The organism is Acetobacter malorum, from assembly GCF_002153605.1.
Taxonomy (GTDB): domain Bacteria; phylum Pseudomonadota; class Alphaproteobacteria; order Acetobacterales; family Acetobacteraceae; genus Acetobacter; species Acetobacter malorum_A.
Genome location: NZ_JOPG01000027.1, coordinates 71952 through 93415 on the forward strand (window position 1 = coordinate 71952; position 21464 = coordinate 93415).

The window sequence follows — 21464 nt, forward strand, 5'->3', positions numbered from 1 at the left end:
AGAGTGAGTAAAGGCATAAAAAAAGCTCCCGGAAAGGGGAGCTTTTTTTATGTCATCCGTCCGACTCGTTCTTACGGGTCGACAGGCAACCGAGTCTGAAAAGTCTGCGTTCAGCGAATGCCGAGCTCGCTCATCAGGAAATCCCGGAAAACAGCAACGCGTTTGGAGCTGCGCAGCTCTTCCGGATAGACAAAATAGGCATCGACGGTCGGGGTCGTCAGGTCAGGCAGAATCTGAATAAGATCAGGGAACTGCGCGGCCGCATAGGTCGGAATGGACCCAATACCCAGCCCGGCAGCAATGGCGGATGCCATGGCGGCCATACTGTTCACTTCCAGACGGGCATTCTGTCTGGTTGTGCCGTGCCGTGTGCTTTCAGCCAGCCAGTTAATATGGGCAACCGGCGGATGATGCTCTCCGAATAAGACGAGCTGATGCGAAGAGATTTCTTCAATGCTTCGCGGCATCCCGTATTTTTCGATGTAGAGCGGAGCAGCAAAAATCGGCAGATGGAAGTCTGCCAGATGCCGCTGGATAAGGTCAGGCTGGCGGGGCGCGTGCATGCGCACGGCAACGTCAGCTTCTCTCATCCCCAGATCAAGATCGCTGTCTTCCAAGATAAGGCAGATATCAATGTCTGGATTGGCAGCCATAAACTTGTGCAGCCGCGGCATAAGCCAGCAGTTGCCAAAGCCTGTGGTTGTCGTAACCCGCAGACGTCCTGCGGCTTTTTCCTTACTTTCGGTCAAAAGCGTTTGAGTCATTTCAAGTTTTGAAAAGACCTCGCGCACCGTCTTGTGCAGCGTCTCGCCCTGTTCGGTGAGGATCAGTCCTCGGGCGTGGCGATGAAAAAGAGGAACCTGAAGGACGTCCTCCAGCGCGGAAATCTGCCGTGAAACAGCAGATTGGCTTAGGTTAAGCACATCTCCCGCGTGGGTAAAGGAACCGGCTTCCGCCACAGCATGGAATACCCGGAGTTTGTCCCAGTCCACGCACGCCTCCTGCAAATTGAATGAAGTTATCAGAGCATAATTATCATGCTTCGGATTTCATTACGTGCAGTAATTGCCGGGACGGGTCAAGGGATGACCTGTTATTCGCCCCCCAGTTCTGCCAGATAGCGTTCGGCATCCAGAGCCGCCATGCAACCGGTTCCGGCAGCGGTTACGGCCTGACGATAAATTTTGTCCTGCACATCGCCTGCGGCAAAAACGCCGGGGACGGAGGTGCGGGTAGTACCGGGGGTGGTTTCAATATACCCTTCAGCATCCAGCGTGACCTGTCCCTGAAAAATATCGGTGGTGGGGGCGTGGCCAATGGCGATGAAAATACCATCCGCCGGCACATCCTGTGTGGTGCCATCCTGTGTGTTACGTACACGTATGGCGCTGACCGTCGGCGGTGTGCCGCTGGCCAGAATGTCTTCCACTGTTGTGTTCCACAGGATGGACGTTTTCGGGTTTTTGAAAAAACGATCCTGCAAAATTTTTTCGGCCCGCAACGTGTCACGCCGATGCACGAGTGTGACGTGTGCTGCATGATGGGTCAGATACAGTGCCTCTTCCACAGCGGTATTGCCGCCGCCCACAACAACAACATTCTTGCCGCGATAAAAGAAGCCATCGCAGGTTGCGCAGGCGGAGACACCCGCACCCTGCAAGGTTTTCTCACTGGGCAGACCCAGCCATTTGGCCTGAGCCCCCGTGGCGATGATAACGGACTTTGCAACATATTCCGTGCCGGAATCGCCCTTCAGGCGGAACGGGGAGCCTGATTTGAAATCCACGGAGGTGATGATGTCGTATTCAATCCGGGTGCCGACATTCTGCGCCTGTGCGGCCATCTGCTCCATCAGCCACGGGCCCTGAACGGCCTCGGCAAAGCCGGGGTAATTTTCAACGTCTGTGGTGATGGTCAGCTGACCACCGGGCTGCAAACCCGCCACCAGCACGGGGGCCAGATTGGCGCGCGCGGCATAAATGGCGGCAGTGTAGCCCGCGGGGCCGGCGCCAATAACAAGCAGATCGGTGGTGATGGTTTCACTCATGAGTAAGGCAGACCTTTGCGTGCAGGGAACCATGATGCGTTGAGACGCACTCTCTTGCCTTGCGATATGGCGGGTGCGTGCATGGAGAGCAAGAGCGGAACGCGTTTGCGGCGTATGCGTGTGCGTGGCATATACACCGCACATTGTTTGGAAAAAGGCTGCGGCGAGAAATGGATCAGGCAAGGTGACGGAACTAGACGCTGTTGACCTTCGTATTGTGGCGGAACTTCAGGAAGACGGGCGCATGACCAACGTCGAGCTGGCCCGCCGCGTTGGAATTTCTGCCCCGCCCTGCCTGCGGCGTGTGCGGAGGCTGGAAGAGCTGGGTGTGATCCATGGCTACCATGCAGACCCGGATGCCGGGGCGCTGGGCTGGCCGATCACCTTTTTTGCGCTGATTGGTCTGGATAGCCAGAAAGAGGCTGTTCTATCCGAATTTGAGGAAGAACTGGCCCGCTGGCCGGAGGTGCGTGAGTGCCACATGATTCGCGGGGGAGGGGATTTTCTTGTTCGCCTGATTGCCCGTGATGCAGCACATGAGAATTCTCTGACCCGTCGCCTGACGGAAGGACCGCACGTCATTCGTGTTCAGACGTTGCAGACAATCCGCACAAGTCTGGACCGCACCGGCGTGCCGATTTTTCCGGGTAGCGAGGGCGGTGTAGCGTGACGGAGGCTCCGGTGGCCATTGCCGCAGGCGTGCAGGCTGGCCCCGAGATCAGCGTTGTCGTCCCATGTTATAATGAAGTCGGGAATGTCGGCCCGCTGGTCGCCGCGCTGGAGCGCGCGCTGGCAGGGCGGCGGTGGGAAGTCATTTTTGTGGATGATAACTCACCCGACGGCACAACCGCTGCGGTTCGGGCCATCGCGCAGACGGATTCCCGTGTGCGCGGCCTCTGCCGTATTGGGCGTCGAGGTTTGTCCTCTGCGGTGATTGAGGGCGTTTTGTCGTCCTCCGCGCAGGTTGTCGCTGTGATGGACGGGGACATGCAGCACGATGAAAGCCGTCTCGGCGCACTGGTGGATGCCGTGCAGAGTGGTGCCTGCGATGTTGCAGTGGGGAGCCGCCATGTGGAAGGCGGCGATAATTCCGGTCTGGCGAATGCCTGGCGGCATGCGTTGTCTGATAGTGGGATCAAACTTGCGCAGATGATCCTGCCCGTCAGGCTGGGTGATCCGATGAGCGGTTTTTTTGCCTTGCGGCAAGACACGTTTGCCCGGATTGCACCGCATCTGTCTGGCACGGGCTTTAAAATTCTGGTCGATCTGTTGCTGTCTTCTCCTCAGCCCTTGCGGGTGCAGGAAATTGCATGCGGGTTCCGGGAGCGGCTGGCAGGGGAAAGCAAGCTTGATGCGCTGGTCATGCTACAGTTTGTTGCCTTGCTGGCGGACAAACTCTGCCGTGGCTGGTTGCCGTTGCGCTTTGTGGCGTTTGCGGTTGTCGGGCTGATCGGGATCGGCACGAATCTACTGGTCATGCAGGCCGTCCGGGCACTGGGCGCGGACTTTTCCACGGCGCAGGGGATTGGCACGGTTGTGGCCATGATCGTCAATTTCCAGCTCGATAATAACTTCACCTATCGTGACAGACGCCTGCGTGGTGTGCGCTGTGTCTGGGGGCTGCTGCTGTTCATGCTGGTCTGCTCAGTTGGCGCGCTGGCCAATGTCGGGGTGGCGGATATGGTTTATAATCAGAACCGCGAGTTTAATGAGGCCAGTGTGGCAGGCGCTCTGATTGCGGTTGTGTGGAATTACGCCATGTCCTCCACCATTGTCTGGCGGCCGTGACCCGACGCGTGTCAGGCGCCAGCCTATGGATGTGGGGCGTCGCGCTCGGGGTGTTGACGCTGTGCCGCCTGCTTATGGCGGCATGGGTGCCCCTTACGCCTGATGAAGCCTATTACCGGATCTGGGCTTTAGCGCCTGCCGCTGGGTATCTGGACCATCCGCCGTTGGTGGCCGTCTGGATCCGGGCCGGGATGGCGCTTTTTGGCGATACAGCTTTGGGTGTGCGGGCCATGGGGCCGGTTTCCGCATTGGCGGGCACGGTTTTGCTTGCCCTTACGGCACGGGACTGGCTGCGGGTTCGGGGGCAGGCGGCGCAGGCCGGTGCCGCCCTGACGCCTGATGCCGGGATGGTGCGGACCGGCCTGCTGCTGAACGGCACCGTGGCGCTGGGTGTTGGCACACTCATCATGACACCCGATACGCCGCTTCTGTTTTTTATGGCGTTGCTTGTCTGGAGCCTCGGGCGTGTCTGTCTGGCCGGGCAGGGGGCTGGCTGGCTTGTGGTCGGGCTGGCTGCCGGACTAGGGTTTGAAAGTAAATATACTGCCGTCCTGCCTGTTTTTGGGGTTGTGGTCTGGCTCTTCCTGACGCGCGCTGGACGCAGCTGGTTGAAGACACCCTGGCCATGGGCCGGTGGGGCCGTTGCCGTGCTGTGTGCCGGGCCGGTGATCTGGTGGAATGCGACGCATGGCTGGGTGAGCTTTCTCAAGCAGGGTGGTCGAACAGGCGACTGGCATCCTGCAAAAATACTGAGCTATTTTAGTGAATTGCTGGGCGGGCAGGTCGGTCTGGCCTCTCCCGGCGTCTTTGTGTTTTTTCTGGGCGGTGTCTGGCTGCTGTGGCGTCAGAAAGACGGCTTTTCTCGCCTCTTGCTATGGATGATCCTGCTGCCCGCCGCCGTGTTTGTGCAGCATGCTTTTGGTGCCCGCGTGCAGGCGAACTGGCCTGTCGTGCTTTATCCGGCTCTTGCTGTAGCTGCAGTCCTGCCGGTCTGGCGCGGATGGATGGCATCCAGCCTGTTTGGTATGGCGCTGGTCGGGGTGATTGTGATGCAGGCTGTCTTCTCGCCCGTAACACTTTCTCCGCATTTTGACATGACCTTGCGGATGATGGGCGGCTGGCAGAATTTTGCGCAGACCATTGCCGCCCGCACGCCAGCGTCTTCTGTGCTGATTGCAGATGAGTATGGTCTGGCGGCCGAGCTGTCCTTTTACGGGCCCAAAGACAGGCAGGTGATGGCGGTCGAGCCACGCTGGATGCTGTTTGATCTGCCGCGCGCCGCATGTGGAGAAGGGTACCTGATTCGCAGCCACAGGCGGCATGATCAGCCGGATGCGGCTCACTTTGTCGTGCTGGGGGAGGGCGAGCCTCAGGTCCGCCAGCGTCATGGGGCTGTGGCTGATACGTACTCGGTTTTTCATGTGCGGATGCGGTGTAATGAGGCAGGGCATAGTCTGGATGCCGTCATGCTGCCCTGAAAAAGAAGCCTGAAAAGCGCATGTTCCACCCTGATGAATGCTTTGTCCGTTTGGACAGAGGGGCGGAACGGGATTACGGTGCTCTGAGAGTAATAAAAAAGGAAAGCGGGGGCGTATGTCATCTCCACTGAATGTGGCCGTCCAGATGGATCCTCTGGAGCACATCAATATTGATGGTGATTCCACATTCGCCATGATGCTGGAAGCGCAGGCCCGGGGGCATGCGCTGTTTGTGTATGAAGTCGGCTCCATGGCGCTGGGTGAAGGTGTGACCGAACCCGGTGGTGCCGTCAGGACGCGCGTAAGTGCGGCTGTGCGCCCCGTGACCGTGCAGCGTGAACAGGGCCGGCATGCCAGCTTTGGTCCCGTGGAGCGGCGCTCACTGGGAGAAATGGACGTGGTGCTGATGCGCCAGGATCCGCCTTTTGACATGGCCTATATTACGGCAACCCATCTGCTGGACCACGTGCATGGTATCGGTCCGGGCAAGGCCCTAGTGGTGAATGATCCGCGCTGGGTGCGGGATTCGCCAGAAAAACTGCTGGTTACCCACTTCCCCGGCCTGATGCCGCCAACACTGGTGACGTGGGATGTGGAAGAAATTCGCGCGTTCCGCCGTAAGTGGCGGGATATTATCGTCAAGCCGCTTTTCGGGAATGGCGGAAGCGGCATCTTCCGTATTCGTGAGGACGACCAGAATCTGAACGCGCTGCTGGAAATGCATTTTGCCCGCTCTCGCGAGCCGCTGATGATCCAGCGTTATGAGCCTGCGGTAAAAGCCGGTGATAAGCGGATTATTCTGGTGGATGGCAAACCAGTGGGGGCGATCAACCGGGTGCCGTCCGGTGAGGACCATCGCTCCAATATGCATGTGGGGGGTGTCGCGCGGAAAGTCGGGCTGACGGCGCGTGATGAGGAAATCTGTGCCGCGATCGGGCCGTTCCTGAAAGAACACGGCCTGATTTTTGTTGGGATTGATGTGATCGGGGATTACCTGACGGAAATCAACGTGACATCCCCGACGGGGCTTCAGGAACTGGAACGCTTTGACGGCATTAACGCCGCCGGGCTGATCTGGGATTGTATTGAAGCAAAGCTGGCGGGAAAGGCGTCCTGATTTCAGGACGCTTTGTCGGCCGGAGGGGCGGGCGAGGCTGAAGATGCGGGATGGTTCTCTGCGGGGGGCTGTTCCGGGTCACCGTCCAGATCAGGCAGGACGGGATCTTTTCCAAAACGGTTGTCAAACCAGTGCATCAGAGGTGTCCGGAAGTAGTAAATGACAACGGACGACCAGATGATGAACGCAAGGATGGCAATAACCAGATTCAGCATGGCAGTTTTTCTTTTCAACCCGTTCTTTCGGAGCGGAAGGTAAGGGCACAATGGGGCCGAAGACAAGGGCGCTTTTATGGCGGGCGTTATTTAATACAGGGAAGATGCGTTGTGGCTCTTGAAGAAATTACAGCAAGCAGGCAGAGAGAGAACATGAGTGACGTTCTCCACGAATGCCCGCCCGGTCAGGGTGAAGATCCGGTGCCTCCTCCTTCACGCTCGGCGCTGGATGCAGAGGCTGTAAAAGTTGCTTACCGTCGGTGGGCTGCCTGCTATGATACTGTCTTTGGCGGTATTTCAGGCGTTGGCCGCAGGCGTGCGGTTGAGGCTGTCAACGCGCTCTCGGGCACCAAGGTGCTGGAAGTTGGTGTGGGGACGGGCCTTGCGTTGCCCTGTTACACTCAGGACAAACAGATTACCGGTATTGACCTGTCTGGCGACATGCTCGCCCGTGCGCGTGAACGCGTGCAGAGAGAGCATCTGACCAACGTTGAAGGTCTGCTGGAAATGGATGCGGAAGAGACCAGCTTTGCTGATGCGTCTTTCGATATCGCTGTGGCCATGTTCGTGGCTTCTGTGGTCCCGCATCCGCGCAAATTGCTGTGTGAACTCAAGCGCGTTGTGCGCCCCGGTGGCCATATTCTCTTCGTAAACCACTTTCTGGCACCTAATGGTGTTCGTGGTGCGGTGGAACGTGGCATGGCGCGTGCGTCCCGTTCTCTGGGCTGGCATCCGGATTTTGCTATGGAATCCCTGCTGCCGCCGGATGATCTGGCCCGTGCACGGATTCAGCCGGTGCCCCCGCTGGGTCTGTTTACACTTGTGACACTCGACCGGACGTAAAATTCCCTGCTCCCGCCGCTTTTGTCTCTCTTTCTGAACAAGGCAGGGCAGACGGCGGCGCGGGACTTAACGGGTCGTCGGTCTGTCGAAAAACCGTTATTATGCCTTTTTTACAGAGTCCGCAGAGCGCATAGCGCTATGGGGTCTGAATAAGGTACAGGTTACGGAAAATGGCCTTTGCCGGGCAAAAAGCCGGAACGGGAAGAAGAGCATGAGCAAGCAGGCTGCATCGACTACAGGTGTGGGAGCAGGATATCTGCTTGTCGCTGCGGTGGCAGGACTGCTTGGTGGCGGAGCTTCCGTGCTGCGTCAGGCTGGTCTGATGCCTGATCATGGCGTCTGGCCTGTTCTGGAACATATTCATGCACCGCTGATGCTTCTGTTTGTTGTGATCCCTGCATTAGTGTGTGGCTTCAGTAATCTTTGGTTGCCACGAGCGCTCGGGCGTGCGGGTATGGTTTTGCCGGCATTGAACTATGCAGGGCTCGGGCTGGTTGGCATATCCGGCATTCTGGCTGTGGTGAGCGGGGCGCAGGCTCCGGCCATTTTGCTCTGGTGCGTGGGCCTGCTCTGTGCCGTTATGACCGTGCTGGCGACCATTTTTGATAGCCGCGCTGATACAGAACAGAAGCTGCCGTTTTCACCGTTTGTCTGGGGGGAAATGCTGGCGTCTGCCGTGCTGCTTCTGACTGTGCCGGTTCTGGCTGCCGTGATGACGCATCAGCTGCTCTCCGGCACTCAAACCGATATGCTGCCGCTTCTGGATGGTTTTTCTGAGCCTGTGACCCTCGTCACGCTGCTCGCTGGTTTTGGGCTTGTGTTCGAGACTGGAGCGCGGGCTAGTCGTTTCTCTGAAAAACCCGTTATCGCCATCATGACGGCAACGGCTGCCGCTTCTGTCATCGCTTGGGTGCGGGGTGTGTTTGCACACGGGCTGGCTGCCAATACGCAGCCGATGGGCGCACTGACCTCTCCTGAAAATGCTGTGCTGTTTGCGTCCACGCTGGCTTCTGTCCTGCTGGCAGGCCTGTGGATGGCTGGCACATGGCGTAGCCGTCTTTCCCTGCGGGTTCCTATGCTGTGGGGACTTGGTTTTCTGGCTGTTGTCTCTACGGGCTGGGTTGCTCAGTTGATGCAGGGCGATGGACTGCATTCAGCACTCCAGCTGGGTGCTGTGTATGCGGCTTTCTGTGGCCTCTACCTGTGGCGTGGAGAAAATGGCGGATATTGGTATCCCCGTTCTCTGGCGGTTTTACAGTTTGTCCTGATGGCTGCCGCGACCGCACTATCCTTTTCTCCGCTCTCTGCCGCCGCGCAGATCTGGAGCGGGGGGCTGCTGGGCGCGTCTCTTCTGTGCTTTATGGGCACCATGGGCATGAGCTTCATACAGAACCGGAAAGTCACGGAAGGCAGCGAGGCTTCAACTCCGTCCGTCATGGCATCTTCTTCTGAAGGAACGGTGCAGTCATGAGCGATACCGTAGCAACCGACGCTCCGGCGGGACGCATTCGCTTCAAGGCGGATCGCGTCGGCACGACTGCCAAAGACTGGGTGCAGCTTCTCAAGCCGCGCGTGATTTCACTGGTGGTGTTTACGGGCGCTGCCGGGATGATCATGGCGCCGGGGCATCTGAACCCGTTTGTAGCGGCGGTGGCTATTCTGTGTATCTGCATGGCTTCCGGTGCCGCCGGGGCCATCAATATGTGGTATGACCGCGATATTGATGCCGTGATGCAGCGCACCATTACCCGGCCTATCCCGGGCGGGCGCATTCCGCCGCAGGAGGCGCTGGCCTATGGCGTTGGGCTGTCCTGTCTGTCTGTCTGCCTGATGTGGATGGCGACCAACGCGCTGGCTGCTGGTATTCTGGCGTTCTCCATCTTCTTCTATTCCGTCATTTACACCATGTGGCTCAAGCGCTCCACGCCGCAGAATATTGTGATTGGTGGCGCTGCCGGAGCTTTCCCGCCCATGATCGGCTGGGCCGCCGCAACTGGCCACATGGCCGTGTTGCCGGTCGTCATGTTTGGCATCGTGTTCTTCTGGACACCGCCGCATTTCTGGTCGCTCTCCCTGTATGCGTGCAAGGATTATGGCCGGGCGGGCATTCCGATGCTGCCGGTTGTCAAAGGCGCGCGGCATACGCGGTGGAACATCTTTGTCTATACGCTGGTGTTGCTGGCGGTTTCTCTGGTGCCATCCTTCCTGCATCTGTGTGGCTGGCTCTATACGGGCACGGCTCTGGTGCTGGGGCTGGGCTTTGTCGCCTGTGCGGTGCGCGTGCTGCGTGAGCCGCAGGATGCAAGTGGCATTAGCCTGAATGGCGATAAAGCGGCGCGTCTGTCGTTCCGCTTTTCTCTGGCCTACCTGTTCCTGCTGTTCTGCGGGCTGCTGGCCGACCATATGGTGATGGGGTGGATAGGCTGATGGAAAATCTTAGCGTTCTGAACCCGCAGGAAATTGCGGAAAAGCAGCGGCGGCAAAAAGAGCGCCTCCGTGCCATGCTGGCCTTCATGGTGCTTATTGTCGGGGTCATGTACGGCCTGACGTTTACGCACTTCTAAAAAGAAGTGCGTTCGGCTGGGGCATTTTTTGCCCTGTCAGTCAGCAGTCTAATATGCTGAGTGCTTAAGTCTCTGCGGTCTCCGCAGTTTCAAAAGCGTATTTTACAATCCCGAAAAAAGCTGATTCCGCTCAGGCTTCTTTCTGCCCGGGCGTGCGTGCTGTTTGCAGCAGGCTATCCATCTGGACGTTCACACCTTTTTCCTGAAGCTTGAGGATATCAGCTTCCAGATCAGCAATTTTGCGCTTGCTCCAGAAATGCAGGAATACGCCAAAAGCTGAGGCCGAGACCGCCAGCACTACGACGGCAATTTCCAGAAACACCATGTCTTTAATCCCGAGAACAAATGCTCAAAAAAAAGCCTGCACGCTCTTGGGGGAGCCGTGCAGGCTGATGGAAAAAGCGAGGCGTTACGCGCCACGCCCCTGCTGAATGGCGGAGAGCAACCAGCGGCCCCCGCGGGAAGGCCGGGTGAAGGTCCAGAGTTCCGTGACTGTCACAGGTTCTGTCGAACTGCCTTCAATCACCTGCCCGGTGGCATTGGTCGTCAGATCAATCAGGCTGTAGCGCATGGCAACCGTGGCGTAATCCATGCCGCTTTCCTGCCAGGCTTCCGCCAGATCACCCTGAATGAAGTGCACATCAGACACCACATTGCGGGCACCCTGACTGGCCAGCGTGGCAAGCTGCTGGTTGAAGTAGGAGACCATTTCCGGCGTGGCCATTTGCTGGAGTGCCGGAACATTCTGCTGGTTCCACGCGGTCTGGATATCCAGCAGGGTCTGCTGGAACGCCTGATAGTCCGCACTGGTAATAGCCAGAGAAGAACTCCCGCTGGCCGGGAAGCCTGCGGGCGTGGGAGAGGGACCAGATCCTGGGGCACCCTGATTCAGCGGGAAGCCCGAGTTGCCGCTGCGGGAGGATCCATTGCCGGTAAAGCGGCGGACCAGCCACATCACGACCATGACAATCAGCCCGATCTGGATCATCAGCCCGATAAAGCTGAACAGACCATGGACGCCGCCCATAAAGCCGTGCCCGCTCAGCAGCCCGAACAACCCGGCGCCGAGCATGCCACCGGCAAACCCTGTCAGGAATGGGTGGCGTGATGCCGTGCCCATGCCCCGGTTAAACGGTGCGCCGTAATTACTCTGGCCGGGGTAGCCGTTGTAACCGGGAGCCGGCGAGCGCGGCGTAATGGAGCGGTCCATAGGGGCCGCGCCATAGGGCGTGGTGTTAGTGGACGGAGGGGCGCTCCATGTCCGGCTGCCACGGCTGCCCATGGAACTGCCCTGACCGGGGCGGGCATCGGCATGCTGCGCCAGCGGGCCACCAAGCATGCTGATGGTCAGAAAAGCGGTTAAAACAGGCGTAAGAAAACGCTTTTTCACGGTGTCTGGTCTCTCCGGACGGTGTTAGGCCCCGGCAAGGCTCAGGGCATCTACCCTTAATGTGGGGGCGTCACTGCCAAAACGGAACTGCAAATCGTCCGCTAATGTCATGGACGCGAAAATTTCCAGCAGGTTGCCTGCCAGCGTGAATTCTTCTGCGGCCTCGGCAATCTGACCATCACGGATCATAAAGCCCGATGCGCCACGGCTGTAATCGCCCGTCAGGCCATTAATGGAAGAACCCATCATCTCCGTGATGAATACGCCTTCCTTGATATCTGCCATCAGAGCCGCGGGAGACACGCTGCCGGGCTGGAAGGCCAGATTGCTCGGGGAGGGCGCGGGCTGGCTGGAAGCGCCGCGTGCCGCCCGGCCATTGCTGGTCAGGCCAAGGTGGCGGGCGCTGCGTGTATCCAGAATCCAGCTTTGCAAAACGCCGTTTTCAACCAGCGTCAGCGGCTTGCCCTGCACAGCTTCACCATCAAACGGGCGGGAGCGCAGGCCGCGCAGGCGCGTCGGGTCATCCGTGATGGTGATCTCTTTGGCAAAAATCTGCTGGCCGAGCTTGTCCTTCAGGAAAGACGTGCCGCGCGCAATAGAAGAGCCGCTGATGGCACCCACCAGATGCCCCAGAAAGCTGTTCGCCACGCGGGGGTGGAACACAACCGGATATTTGCCGGTGCGCGGACGAGTTGGGTTCAGGCGCGCTACAGCATTGCGGCCCGCGCTCCGGCCCAGCGTTGCGGCGTCATCCAGATCAGCCAGATGGACGGTGCCGTGATAGTCATAATCGCGCTGCATACCATCACCCTTGCCAGCCAGAACGCAGACAGAGGTAGAGTGGCGGGTGCGGGCGTACGTGCCGGCAAAATCCTGCGAGGTGACGAGGATAACCTCCGTGCGGCCAAAAGAGGCACTGCTGCCTGCACTGTTGGTCACACCCTCAATGGCCAGAGCGGCTTCTTCGCCCTCACGGGCGCGGGCCAGAAGAGCATTGGCGTCTGGTTCCGCAGTATCGGTCAGGTCCAGCGTATTCTGGGTAACCATGCCGGTGAGTGCCTGCGGGGCCAGACCGGCATATTTATCATCCGGCAGCATGCGGGCCATGGCCAGCGCCTGCTCAATCAGCCCGTCAAAGCGGGCCGGGTCCAGTGTGGTGGTGGAGACAATGGCGGTTTTCTGGCCTGCAAATACACGCAGGCCCAGGTCTGTGGTTTCCGAGCGTTCCAGCTCTTCCGTCACACCGTTACGAACCCCCGCGCCCAGTGCGGTGCTGGAGACAAAAACCGCATCAGCGGCATCCGCTCCGGCGTTGCGCGCGCGGCGGACAAGATCAGAGATCTTTTCGAGGGTTTGTTCGCTCATGCCGCGAGGTTCTCCGTAATCGTGTCCAGAGGCAGGACGTGTTTAACTGGCCCCAGTGCTGCCAGAGTGGGCTTCTGGGTGAAAATGCGGGACGCAACACGGCGGATATCATCCGTCGTGACGGCTTCCACGCGGGCCACTGTTTCTGCCACCGGGATCAGGCGACCAAACAGCTGGAGCTGGCGGGCAATCTGCTCGCAGCGGCTGCCGGTGCTTTCCAGAGACATCAGCAGGGAGGCCTTGAGCTGCGCACAGGCGCGGGCCAGCTCATCTTTCCCGACGCTTTTCTGAACCTTTTTCAGTTCTTCCAGTGTCACGGGCACCAGTTCCGCACATTCTTTCTCACCCGTGCCGGCATAAATGCCGAACACACCGCCATCGAGGAACGGCGCATTGAAAGAATAGACGGAATAGACCAGACCGCGCTTTTCCCGAATTTCCTGGAACAGGCGGGAGGACATGCCTCCGCCCAGCAGCAGGGACAGCATGAGAGCCGCATAGTAATCCGGGTCATTATACCCCACGGAGGGGAAGCCCAGAACCACATGGGCCTGATCCAGATCCTTCTCCTGCCGGAATTCCCCACCGCCATAAATGGAGGGGGTGCCGGGGATGAGCGGTGTCGTGCCGAGGTCGGCAAAGTGCCGTTCAACCTGTCGCACAACATCTTCATGGTGCAGGTTGCCCGCAGCCGCCACAACCATGTTGCTGGTGGTGTAATGCGCGCTCATGTAGCGCATCAGCGTCTCACGGCTCATGGTGCGGATCAGATCTTCCGTGCCGAGCGTGGGGCGGCCCATGGGCTGGTTCGGGTAAGCTGTCGCCTGAAAATGGTCGAACACCACATCATCCGGCGTATCATTGGCCTGACCGATTTCCTGCAGGATCACGCCGCGTTCGCGTTCGATTTCCGTCGGGTCAAACGTGGAGTGGGTGAGGATATCGCCAATGATATCAATCCCCAGATCCAGATTTTCTTTTAGCAGCTTGACGTAATAAGCCGTCTGTTCCCGCGCGGTGTAGGCGTTGATATGGCCGCCCACATTTTCAATTTCCTCGGCAATCTGCAGAGCAGAACGGCGCTCTGTGCCTTTGAAGGCCATGTGCTCAAGGAAGTGAGAAACACCGTTTTCTTCTGCGGTTTCATCCCGTGTACCGGTGGAGACATAGGCTCCGAAGGAAACGGTTTCGACGCGCTCCATACGTTCTGTCACAACAATCAGGCCCGAGGGCAGACGGGTCAGCTGGATCGGATCGGTCATTCTTGTCCTGAAAAGAAAGGCCGCAAGCGCGGCCTGAAGAGAAGGAAAATTGAAACGTCTCAGGCGTTGGAAAGTACCGCCGCACGCACGGCATCTTTCACGGCGTCAGCCGTGGCCGGAACGGTGCGGTAGCGCTCTTCACGCGAATAGAGGTCTGCCAGATGCACGGGCAGGGCCGGGCGAATGCCGGTGGCGGCCACCATAGCATCCGGGAATTTGGCTGGGTGAGCCGTCGCCATGGCGACCATAGGCACACCGGCTTCCCGGAAGCGGCGGCCTGCGGCAATGCCGATGGCGCTGTGCGGGTCAGCCAGATAACCGGAACGGTCATGCAGGCCTTTGATTTCCGCTTCGGTCGCCGCATCGTCCAGCGCCAGACCGGAGAAGAGGCTGCGGGCCGTCTCCCATGCTTCCGCCGGAACATCCATGTGCCCGGTTGCGCGGAAATTCGTCATGATGCGCGCACAGGCTTCGGCATCACGCCCAAGCAGTTCAAACAGCAGACGCTCGAAATTGGAGGAGACCTGAATATCCATGGACGGAGAAAGGCTGGGCATGACGGACTTCATCGTCATGTCATTCGCGTTCAGGAAGCGGGTCAGAATGTCATTGCGGTTGGAGCCGACGCACAGATGGCGGATGGGCAGGCCCATTTTACGCGCAGCCCAAGCCGCCAGAATATTGCCGAAGTTACCGGTGGGCACCGCGAAGGAGACTTCCTGTTCCGGCGCGCCAAAGTTCAGTGCGGCATAGACATAGTAAGGAATCTGCGCCGCAATGCGGGCCCAGTTGATGGAATTGACGGCGGAGAGATGCATCTCTTTCCGGAACGGCATATCCGCAAACAGGGATTTGACGAGATCCTGACAGTCGTCAAACGTGCCCTCAATGGCCAGATTGGTCACGTTGGGTTCCAGCACCGTCGTCATCTGGCGGCGCTGCACTTCAGACGTGCGGTCCTTGGGATGCAGAATGACAACGGAGAGGCGGTCCCGCCCGCGGCAGGCCTCAATGGCGGCAGACCCAGTGTCGCCAGAGGTTGCGCCTACAATGGTCACATGGCTGTTGCGCTCGGTCAGCACATGTTCAAACAGCTGGCCAAGCAGCTGCATGGCCATATCCTTGAAGGCCAGCGTCGGGCCGTGGAACAGTTCCTGCACAAACAGGCCGTCTTCCACCTGCGTCAGCGGAACAATGGCCGGGTGGTCAAAGCCGGCATAGGCTTTCTCGCACAGGCTGCGCAGCGTGCCGGGGTCAATATCCTCCCCGACAAACGGCCGCATAATCCGGGCAGCAAGCTCCGGATACGGCAGACCCCGCATGGCTTGCCACTCGGAGAGTGAAAAGCTGGGCCATGTTTCCGGCAGATACAGGCCGCCATCTTCGGCAAGGCCAGTCAGCAGGACATCAGAGAACGAGAGAGCGGGAGCCTTCCCCCGGGTCGAGATATAGCGCATGGCCAGACTTATACCCTGAATGCGAGACGGCGCGAAGTAGCCTTCTGCATCCGTATGCTTAGGTTGGAGGCGGGGTGGTAGGCAGTGTGAGCTGATAGACCGTAACAGGCCATGTCACAGTCGCTTTACCGTTTTGAAATGCGGCGGCGTGGTCAAGCTGCATGGCGGGCACAAACAGGTGTCCGTGCGCATCCAGACCGGGTGTGCCGGGAAAGTTCAGGCGCGGGTCCGTAATCAGCCGGCGCGGAATGCGCCCCGTGCTGTAGCTGAGGATGCTGTTGGTACTGACATCCGACCAGTAGAGCGTGCCATCCGGCCCGATGGTCATACCACCCAGCGAGGGCGTTTTGTACCATTGGGTAACAATTTCTTCCATAGCTGCCGGAGTAATGTCCGGGTCGGAAAAGGTGCTGGTTTCCACGCGGGAGAGGTAGTTGCCGGGAGCCTGCATGACAATCCAGCGGCCATCCGGACTGACGGCGATCATGCTGGAATCAATGGCCGCGGCCCGACCGTCCCCCCAGTTGAGCGTGCCACCCGGAATCTGAATAGGGCGCGTGGCCGTCAGAGACGGATGACGATCCAGAAAGCGACGGGTGGAAGCAGAGGGAATATCCACCACCAGCACCCCGGCCACGCCGGAATCCGTCACATAGGCCGTGTTTTCATGCACAGCCACGCCTGAGAGAATGCTGTCCGGGTGGAGAGCCGTTTTCTCGATTGCGATGGTGCCCAGCACGGTATTGTTCCGGGTGTCGATATGGATCAGCTTAGGCTGGGCAACGGCCGGGGCCTTGCGATTGGGCACGCCACTATCCAGCACCCAGAGCGTACCATCCGGCAGAAGTGTCACGCCCGCGGCAGCGACAATCCGTTTTGCGGCATCACCTTCTGCGGCGTTCCAGTCTGCATCAGGGTAAGGGGCAAAGCTGCCATCCGTATTGCGGACGGAAAGCTGCGGGCCGGGGTTGCCGATCCATGTCGGGGCTTCAAACAGCATCCGGCCATCGGGCAGTGGTACCACCGCATCCCAGATCTGTTTGTCAGACTGCGTAAAGGGTGTGAGGGCCGAGGCCGAAAGTTCCGGCACTTTGGGCATATGCACCGCCCATGCGGCGGGTGTGGGCAGGGCAGCGGCAAGGCTTGCTGTCAGAGTTGTCAAAGCGAGGGCGCGGCGAAACCCCGTAAAAGGCCGGGTGCGTCTGATCATCATGAAATTTCTGGCAGCCTTGCTGTGCGTGTGCGGCGAAAACATGAGGGCAGTCTCCCCCGTTTTGACGGACATCGACAACCGCATTCTTCGCATAGCCCGCCAGAACCCTGCGAAGAGGCGGTTATATCAAACGTTTTAAGCGTCCGGAGCGCGGTCCAGATAGCGGCGGCGGATATGCGCCTGCCAGGCATCGGCTCCCAGCGGTGCGCCGGTGGCATCCTTGATGATGTCAGGCATGGAGGCGCTGCTGGCGCGGTTGTGGATGTTGGTACGCAGCCAGTGCAGGAGCGGGGCAAAATTCCCCTGCGCCAGAGCCGGGGCAATCTGGCTGTCCTGCTGGAAGGCGGCGGTGCGAATCTGCGCCGCTGCCAGCGCACCCATGGCGTAACATGGGAAATAGCCAAACAGTCCTTCCGGCCAGTGGATGTCCTGCAGGCAGCCCCGGCGGTCATCCGGGACAGTCAGACCGAGCAGGGCGTGGAGTCGGTCATTGAATGCGGCGGGCAGGTCTTTCACGGCGAGATCCCCGTTGATCATTGCCGTTTCCAGCTCATACCGGACGAGGATGTGCGCAGGATACGTCACCTCATCCGCATCCACGCGGATAAAGCCCGGGGCCACATGCGTCACCAGACGATGGAGATTGTCCGCCTGCCATCCGGGTGTGCCCTCCGCAATGTTGAATTCCGTGCGGAGCAGCGGCGTGACCCATTCCACAAAGGCGCGGGAGCGACAGACCTGCATTTCCATGGTCAGAGACTGGCTTTCATGCAGCGTCATGCCGCCAGCCTGCCCGACGGGCTGAGACAGCCAGTCTGCGGGGAGCCCCATGTCATACAGCGCGTGCCCGGTTTCATGCAGCACGCCCATCATGGCGGGGAGGAAGTCTGCTTCTTCATAGCGTGTGGTCAGACGCACATCATGCGTGGCTCCTCCGCAGAAGGGGTGGAGGCTGACGTCCAGCCGACCACGCGTCATGTCAAAGCCCAGCTGCTGCATCAGCTTACGGCCCAGCGCTTCCTGCTGCGGCACCAGAAACGGACCGGGCAGCGGGGTAGGGGCAGGCAGGCTGTTCTGCTTTTCCAGCACGGCGGCAATCAGGCCGGGCAGTTCAGTGCTCAGGCGGCTGAAAATCGGGTCGATATCTGTTTTGCGCGTGCCGGGGTCAAACGAGTCCAGCAGAGCGTCATACGGGGAAAGCCCCAGTGCTTCGCCTTTGGCTTTGGCAATCTGCTGCGTGAGGTTCAGCACTTCCTGCTGGTAGGGGAGGAAGGTTTTAAAGTCGCTGTTCTGGCGAGCCTCACGCCATACCATCTCACTGCGGGCGGTGGCCTGTGCGCTGGCTTCCACCAGATCCCCCGGCAGGGCGGTGGCGTGTGTGTGCAGGCGGCGCATTTCCGCAAGGTTGGCACGCCGCCAGAGATCATCCCCCGCGTCTGCCGTTGCCAGCAGCTCTCCCATTTCAGGGGCTGTCAGAATTTCGTGCCGTAGCCCTTCCAGCATGGCCAGATTTTCCGCCCGGCGCTCTGCCGCGCCGTGGGGCATGATCACTTCCTTGTCCCAGCACAGAATGCCGATGGCATCATTGAGGGAGGACAGACGGGCAAAATGGCGCTCGAGGCTCTGGTAGGCTTTATTCATCAGCTGAGATCTGATCCTGTAGGGTGGCAATGCTGGCCTGTAGGGTAGAGCATCCCTTCGCGGGACGGAACTCTCTGCGAAGACGACTTGAAAGAACGAAGGAAAGCACATGCCCCATAGAAACGGGATGGCGACACAGGAGCCATCGGTTGAGCAGGCGCTGGCTCTTCTTTCTGTCGGGGATGCAGAGCGAGCCGCGACCATATTGCGCACGCTCCTGCGTGAGGATGCGTCAGACGCCGAGGCCTGGCATGCCATGGCCTGCGTGGCTCGCGCCGGGGGCGATGCGCAGTCCGCTATTGCTCTGGCCGGGCGGGCGATTGGCCTGCGGCCTGAAGGCCATTTCCACATCACACTGGCTTACGCATTGCTTGAGCAAGGGCATGCAGAGCCTGCACGTGCGGCGGCCAATGTCGCGGTGATGACAACGCCGCGTGACCCTCGGGCGCATGAGGCCATGGCTGCCATTCTGGAAGCGGAGAGCCGTGTACAGGAGGCTGAAGTGGCGTTGCGCACCGCGTTGCGCTTGCGGCCTCTGGACTGCGAAAAACACCTCAGTCTCGCGGCTTTTCTCGCACGCCATAGGCGCGTTGATGAGGCTCTGCAGACGTCAGAAAAAGCACTGCGTCTGGCGCCTGAGAACGTGTTTGCGCACAACCAGCACGCCCTGTTGCTGGAACGTGCTGGCCGGATGCGGGAGGCTGAGCCGTTCTTTGCTGTGGTGGCTACCGCTTTCCCGGAGGATGCGGCGGCCCTCGCTAACTATGGCGCTGCTCTGTTTGCCAAAGGCGATTTTGAACAGGCCCGAAGCGTGTTGCAGGACTCGGCGCGTCGTGCGCCGGACGCACCGGAAACACGCACCAATCTGGGGCTGGTGCAGATGGCGCTGGGCGCTCTGGATGAGGCCGAGCGGGAACTGGGTGCAGCCCTTGCCCTCCGCAAACAGGATGCCCGGCTGGCAGTGAATTACGGCACCGTGCTGGCAGACCTTGGACGGCGGCAGGAAGCAGAAGCGCTTTTTCGGCAAATACAGATGTGGGAGGCTTCAGAGCAGGATCGGGCGCGGGCCCGGTTCAATCTGGGCACAGTCCTGCTGGCGGAAGGCCGCTTTCATGAAGGCTGGCAGGCGTTTGAGGCCCGGCAGAGTTTGCTGCCTGCGCGCCACACAGAAGAGTTGCGGCAATGGGATGGAGCAGACACGGGTGGTACCCCGGTTCTGCTTTATGGCGAACAGGGGCTGGGCGATACGCTCCAGTTCCTGCGGTATGTCGAACCAGCTCTGGAGCGTGCGCCGATCCTTCTGGCCGTGCCGGAGGGACTACATGCTCTCGTGGCGCAGATGGAGAGTGTCCGTGCCGGGCGTGTAACGCTTCTGGAAAAAGGGCAGACGGCCCGGTCTGCCGGGGCAACGGCCTGTTGTTCTCTGCTCAGTCTGCCGGCCCGGCTCGGGCTGGATGCGCCGTATCCGTGGATGCAGGTATTTAAGGAATCGGACGCAGGAAGCGGCCTTTCCGGCTGTGAAGTCAGCGTCTCTCTGGGTGATCCGGGCGAAGGTAATGCGCCTCAGTCAGCCGTTTCGTCACTCAAGGTCGGTCTCTGCTGGGCGGGGAACCCGAGTTATCGGTTTGATCGTCGGCGCTCCATGGCGCCCGCCTGCCTTGCGCCGCTGGCGGATGTGCCGGGCGTGGTGTTTCAGTCTCTTCAGCGCGACCATACGGGGGAAGGGCTGCCCTTTTCTGTAGTGCCGTTACCGGATGGGGACATGCTCAGCACCGCCCGTTTGGTCGCCGGGCTGGATGTGGTGATTACGGTCGATACCGTCATTGCGCATCTGGCCGGTCTGCTTGGGAAACCTGTCTGGTTGCTCAACCGCTTTGGAGGAGATTGGCGCTGGGCGGAAGGCTCAACCCGCGTGCGGCCAGACGGGCAGGCAGAGAACCTGTGGTATCCGAGTCTCCGTCTGTTTTCTCAGTCTGCCCCGGGTGAGGGCAATACCCCGTGGGAAGAACCTGTGAGGGCTGTGGCTGAGGCTTTGCACAAACTTGTTAAGATGTAACCGCAACGCCTGTTGCCCAGCCGGGTGACGCCCGTATGATAAGGAAATGACGCGTTATTCTCCTGAGGGTGCCACCCCCGCCATGGCGCAATGGTTTGCGCTGAAGGCCGAAAATCCTGAAGCCCTGCTGTTTTTCCGCATGGGCGATTTTTACGAGCTGTTTTTTGACGATGCCACGGCGGCAGCCGCAGCGCTGGATATTGCGCTGACGGCCCGGGGCAGCCACGCGGGTGACCCCATCCCGATGTGCGGCGTGCCGGTGGGGGCTGCCTCGGCTTATCTGGCCCGGTTGATCCGTCGCGGCTTTCGGGTGGCGGTTGCGGAACAGACTGAAGCGCCGCGCAAAGGCAAGGGTGCGGCCAAAGGTCCGCTGGCCCGTGCCGTCGTGCGGGTGGTGACACCAGGCACCCTGACAGAAGATGAATTGCTGGAGCCGGGGCGCTCCAACCTGCTGCTTGCTCTGGCGGGAGAAGCCGGTAACGGGCGAGGCCGGAAAAGCAAGGCGGCGGAAGCCGAGAGCATGATCGGGGCAGCATGGATTGATGTCTCCACCGGCCTGTTTGAAACAGCCCGCGTCACACAGGCTGCGCTGGCTGCGTTGCTGGGCCGTCTCGATCCTGCGGAAATTCTGGCTCCCGCAGAGATGGCTCTGGGTGAGCATGAATCCGCGCGTGCGCCGGAGGTGCTGTTCCCGAATGTGGAGACGGCACGCCAGCGTCTGGCCGCCGCGTTTGATGTTGCCAGTGTGGATGCGTTCGGCACCTTTACGGATGAGGAAGCTGTCGCAGCCTCTGTCGCGGTCGACTACGTGCAGCGCAGTCAGGCTGGAAAGTTGCCACGCCTTGCGCACCCCAGCCCGCAGATGGAAGGCGGTATTCTGGGGATTGATCCCGCAACCCGCGCCAGTCTGGATATTCTGCGTGCACGGGATGGTGGCACCGAACACACCCTGTTCTCCGCCATGAATCAGACCGTGACCTCCGCCGGGGCGCGCATGGTGGCCGAATGGCTGGGCGCGCCGCTGGCGG

20 protein-coding genes are annotated in these 21464 nt (G+C 59.9%); 10 read left to right on the forward strand and 10 right to left on the reverse strand.

The genetic code is table 11. The features are described 5' to 3' along the window. Nucleotides 1–110 precede the first annotated feature (110 nt). Both HK23_RS11775 and trxB read right to left on the reverse strand, forming a co-directional pair. Nucleotides 111–992 (reverse strand): LysR family transcriptional regulator, encoded by an 882-nt coding sequence (locus HK23_RS11775; RefSeq protein WP_062274098.1) that lies wholly within the window; start codon nucleotides 990–992, stop codon nucleotides 111–113. Nucleotides 993–1093: 101 nt separating this feature from the next. Further along, entirely contained in the window at nucleotides 1094–2047 is a 954-nt protein-coding gene (trxB, locus tag HK23_RS11780) for a thioredoxin-disulfide reductase (RefSeq protein ID WP_086654108.1), read from the reverse strand. A gap of 184 nt (nucleotides 2048–2231) precedes the next feature. Between trxB and HK23_RS11785 the strand changes: the two genes are divergently transcribed. The 4 genes from HK23_RS11785 (at nucleotide 2232) to gshB (ending at nucleotide 6430) form a co-directional block, all read left to right on the forward strand. Continuing rightward, the gene (locus HK23_RS11785) at nucleotides 2232–2717 is read left to right on the forward strand and encodes an Lrp/AsnC family transcriptional regulator (RefSeq protein ID WP_179193892.1); all 486 of its coding nucleotides are present in this window, start codon (nucleotides 2232–2234) and stop codon (nucleotides 2715–2717) included. Next, the gene (locus tag HK23_RS11790; protein ID WP_231888290.1) at nucleotides 2714–3835 is read left to right on the forward strand and encodes a glycosyltransferase; all 1122 of its coding nucleotides are present in this window, start codon (nucleotides 2714–2716) and stop codon (nucleotides 3833–3835) included. The genes HK23_RS11785 and HK23_RS11790 overlap by 4 nt, the downstream gene beginning before the upstream one ends. 8 nt (nucleotides 3836–3843) lie before the next feature. Continuing rightward, entirely contained in the window at nucleotides 3844–5313 is a 1470-nt protein-coding gene (locus HK23_RS11795) for a glycosyltransferase family 39 protein (protein WP_256940175.1), read from the forward strand. Between the two features lie 115 nt (nucleotides 5314–5428). Then, complete coding sequence (gene gshB / locus HK23_RS11800; protein WP_086654110.1) at nucleotides 5429–6430, forward strand: glutathione synthase; 1002 nt, start codon at nucleotides 5429–5431, stop codon at nucleotides 6428–6430. 2 nt (nucleotides 6431–6432) lie between these two features. Here gshB and HK23_RS11805 read toward each other — a convergent pair whose 3' ends face one another. Further along, nucleotides 6433–6645, reverse strand: coding sequence for a hypothetical protein (locus HK23_RS11805; protein WP_086654111.1), 213 nt, complete (start codon nucleotides 6643–6645; stop codon nucleotides 6433–6435). Nucleotides 6646–6798: 153 nt separating this feature from the next. Here HK23_RS11805 and HK23_RS11810 point away from each other — a divergent pair, with 153 nt between their 5' ends. From HK23_RS11810 to HK23_RS14595, 4 genes are all read left to right on the forward strand, one after another. Continuing rightward, nucleotides 6799–7488, forward strand: coding sequence for a class I SAM-dependent methyltransferase (locus HK23_RS11810; RefSeq protein ID WP_063907433.1), 690 nt, complete (start codon nucleotides 6799–6801; stop codon nucleotides 7486–7488). 211 nt (nucleotides 7489–7699) lie between these two features. Further along, the gene (locus HK23_RS11815; protein ID WP_086654112.1) at nucleotides 7700–8959 is read left to right on the forward strand and encodes a cbb3-type cytochrome c oxidase subunit I; all 1260 of its coding nucleotides are present in this window, start codon (nucleotides 7700–7702) and stop codon (nucleotides 8957–8959) included. After that, nucleotides 8956–9915, forward strand: a complete 960-nt coding sequence (locus HK23_RS11820; RefSeq protein WP_086654113.1) for a heme o synthase — start codon at nucleotides 8956–8958, stop codon at nucleotides 9913–9915. Before HK23_RS11815 ends, HK23_RS11820 begins: the two co-directional genes overlap by 4 nt. Then, nucleotides 9915–10052: a hypothetical protein gene (locus tag HK23_RS14595; RefSeq protein WP_179193893.1), complete on the forward strand. Its 138-nt coding sequence runs from the start codon at nucleotides 9915–9917 to the stop codon at nucleotides 10050–10052. Before HK23_RS11820 ends, HK23_RS14595 begins: the two co-directional genes overlap by 1 nt. Nucleotides 10053–10182: 130 nt before the next feature. Here the strand turns inward: HK23_RS14595 and HK23_RS11825 are convergent, their stop codons facing one another. The 7 genes from HK23_RS11825 to HK23_RS11855 form a co-directional block, all read right to left on the reverse strand. Next, on the reverse strand, nucleotides 10183–10377 hold the full coding sequence (locus HK23_RS11825; RefSeq protein WP_086654114.1) for a hypothetical protein: 195 nt from the start codon (nucleotides 10375–10377) through the stop codon (nucleotides 10183–10185). Nucleotides 10378–10461: 84 nt separating this feature from the next. Next, nucleotides 10462–11442, reverse strand: coding sequence for a Tim44 domain-containing protein (locus HK23_RS11830; RefSeq protein ID WP_086654115.1), 981 nt, complete (start codon nucleotides 11440–11442; stop codon nucleotides 10462–10464). 24 nt (nucleotides 11443–11466) lie between these two features. Next, on the reverse strand, nucleotides 11467–12807 hold the full coding sequence (locus HK23_RS11835) for a TldD/PmbA family protein (RefSeq protein ID WP_086654116.1): 1341 nt from the start codon (nucleotides 12805–12807) through the stop codon (nucleotides 11467–11469). Continuing rightward, on the reverse strand, nucleotides 12804–14069 hold the full coding sequence (locus HK23_RS11840; RefSeq protein ID WP_086654117.1) for a M16 family metallopeptidase: 1266 nt from the start codon (nucleotides 14067–14069) through the stop codon (nucleotides 12804–12806). The genes HK23_RS11835 and HK23_RS11840 overlap by 4 nt, the downstream gene beginning before the upstream one ends. A gap of 59 nt (nucleotides 14070–14128) precedes the next feature. After that, entirely contained in the window at nucleotides 14129–15526 is a 1398-nt protein-coding gene (thrC, locus tag HK23_RS11845; RefSeq protein ID WP_086654118.1) for a threonine synthase, read from the reverse strand. 58 nt (nucleotides 15527–15584) lie between these two features. Next, nucleotides 15585–16739: a major royal jelly family protein gene (locus HK23_RS11850; protein WP_256940176.1), complete on the reverse strand. Its 1155-nt coding sequence runs from the start codon at nucleotides 16737–16739 to the stop codon at nucleotides 15585–15587. A 135-nt stretch (nucleotides 16740–16874) separates the two neighbouring features. Further along, nucleotides 16875–18380, reverse strand: a complete 1506-nt coding sequence (locus HK23_RS11855; protein WP_086654119.1) for a carboxypeptidase M32 — start codon at nucleotides 18378–18380, stop codon at nucleotides 16875–16877. A gap of 109 nt (nucleotides 18381–18489) precedes the next feature. On the opposite strand from HK23_RS11855, the gene HK23_RS11860 reads away from it, so the two are divergent. Together HK23_RS11860 and HK23_RS11865 are read left to right on the forward strand one after the other, a co-directional pair. After that, entirely contained in the window at nucleotides 18490–20436 is a 1947-nt protein-coding gene (locus HK23_RS11860) for a tetratricopeptide repeat protein (protein ID WP_086654120.1), read from the forward strand. A 46-nt stretch (nucleotides 20437–20482) separates the two neighbouring features. Next, nucleotides 20483–21464, forward strand: a 982-nt coding sequence (locus HK23_RS11865; protein ID WP_475638738.1) for a MutS N-terminal domain-containing protein, incomplete at its 3' end; no start/stop codon positions are given.

What these genes read in the sequence shown, in the direction of transcription:
- trxB (WP_086654108.1), bottom strand. Translation starts at nt 2,047, where the DNA reads ATGAGTGAAACCATCACCACCGATCTGCTTGTTATTGGCGCCGGCCCC.
- thrC (WP_086654118.1), bottom strand. Translation starts at nt 15,526, where the DNA reads ATGCGCTATATCTCGACCCGGGGGAAGGCTCCCGCTCTCTCGTTCTCT.
- HK23_RS11850 (WP_256940176.1), bottom strand. Translation starts at nt 16,739, where the DNA reads ATGATGATCAGACGCACCCGGCCTTTTACGGGGTTTCGCCGCGCCCTC.
- HK23_RS11820 (WP_086654113.1), top strand. Translation starts at nt 8,956, where the DNA reads ATGAGCGATACCGTAGCAACCGACGCTCCGGCGGGACGCATTCGCTTC.
- HK23_RS11835 (WP_086654116.1), bottom strand. Translation starts at nt 12,807, where the DNA reads ATGAGCGAACAAACCCTCGAAAAGATCTCTGATCTTGTCCGCCGCGCG.
- HK23_RS14595 (WP_179193893.1), top strand. Translation starts at nt 9,915, where the DNA reads ATGGAAAATCTTAGCGTTCTGAACCCGCAGGAAATTGCGGAAAAGCAG.
- HK23_RS11855 (WP_086654119.1), bottom strand. Translation starts at nt 18,380, where the DNA reads ATGAATAAAGCCTACCAGAGCCTCGAGCGCCATTTTGCCCGTCTGTCC.
- HK23_RS11840 (WP_086654117.1), bottom strand. Translation starts at nt 14,069, where the DNA reads ATGACCGATCCGATCCAGCTGACCCGTCTGCCCTCGGGCCTGATTGTT.
- HK23_RS11825 (WP_086654114.1), bottom strand. Translation starts at nt 10,377, where the DNA reads ATGGTGTTTCTGGAAATTGCCGTCGTAGTGCTGGCGGTCTCGGCCTCA.
- gshB (WP_086654110.1), top strand. Translation starts at nt 5,429, where the DNA reads ATGTCATCTCCACTGAATGTGGCCGTCCAGATGGATCCTCTGGAGCAC.
- HK23_RS11860 (WP_086654120.1), top strand. Translation starts at nt 18,490, where the DNA reads ATGCCCCATAGAAACGGGATGGCGACACAGGAGCCATCGGTTGAGCAG.
- HK23_RS11810 (WP_063907433.1), top strand. Translation starts at nt 6,799, where the DNA reads ATGAGTGACGTTCTCCACGAATGCCCGCCCGGTCAGGGTGAAGATCCG.
- HK23_RS11815 (WP_086654112.1), top strand. Translation starts at nt 7,700, where the DNA reads ATGAGCAAGCAGGCTGCATCGACTACAGGTGTGGGAGCAGGATATCTG.
- HK23_RS11805 (WP_086654111.1), bottom strand. Translation starts at nt 6,645, where the DNA reads ATGCTGAATCTGGTTATTGCCATCCTTGCGTTCATCATCTGGTCGTCC.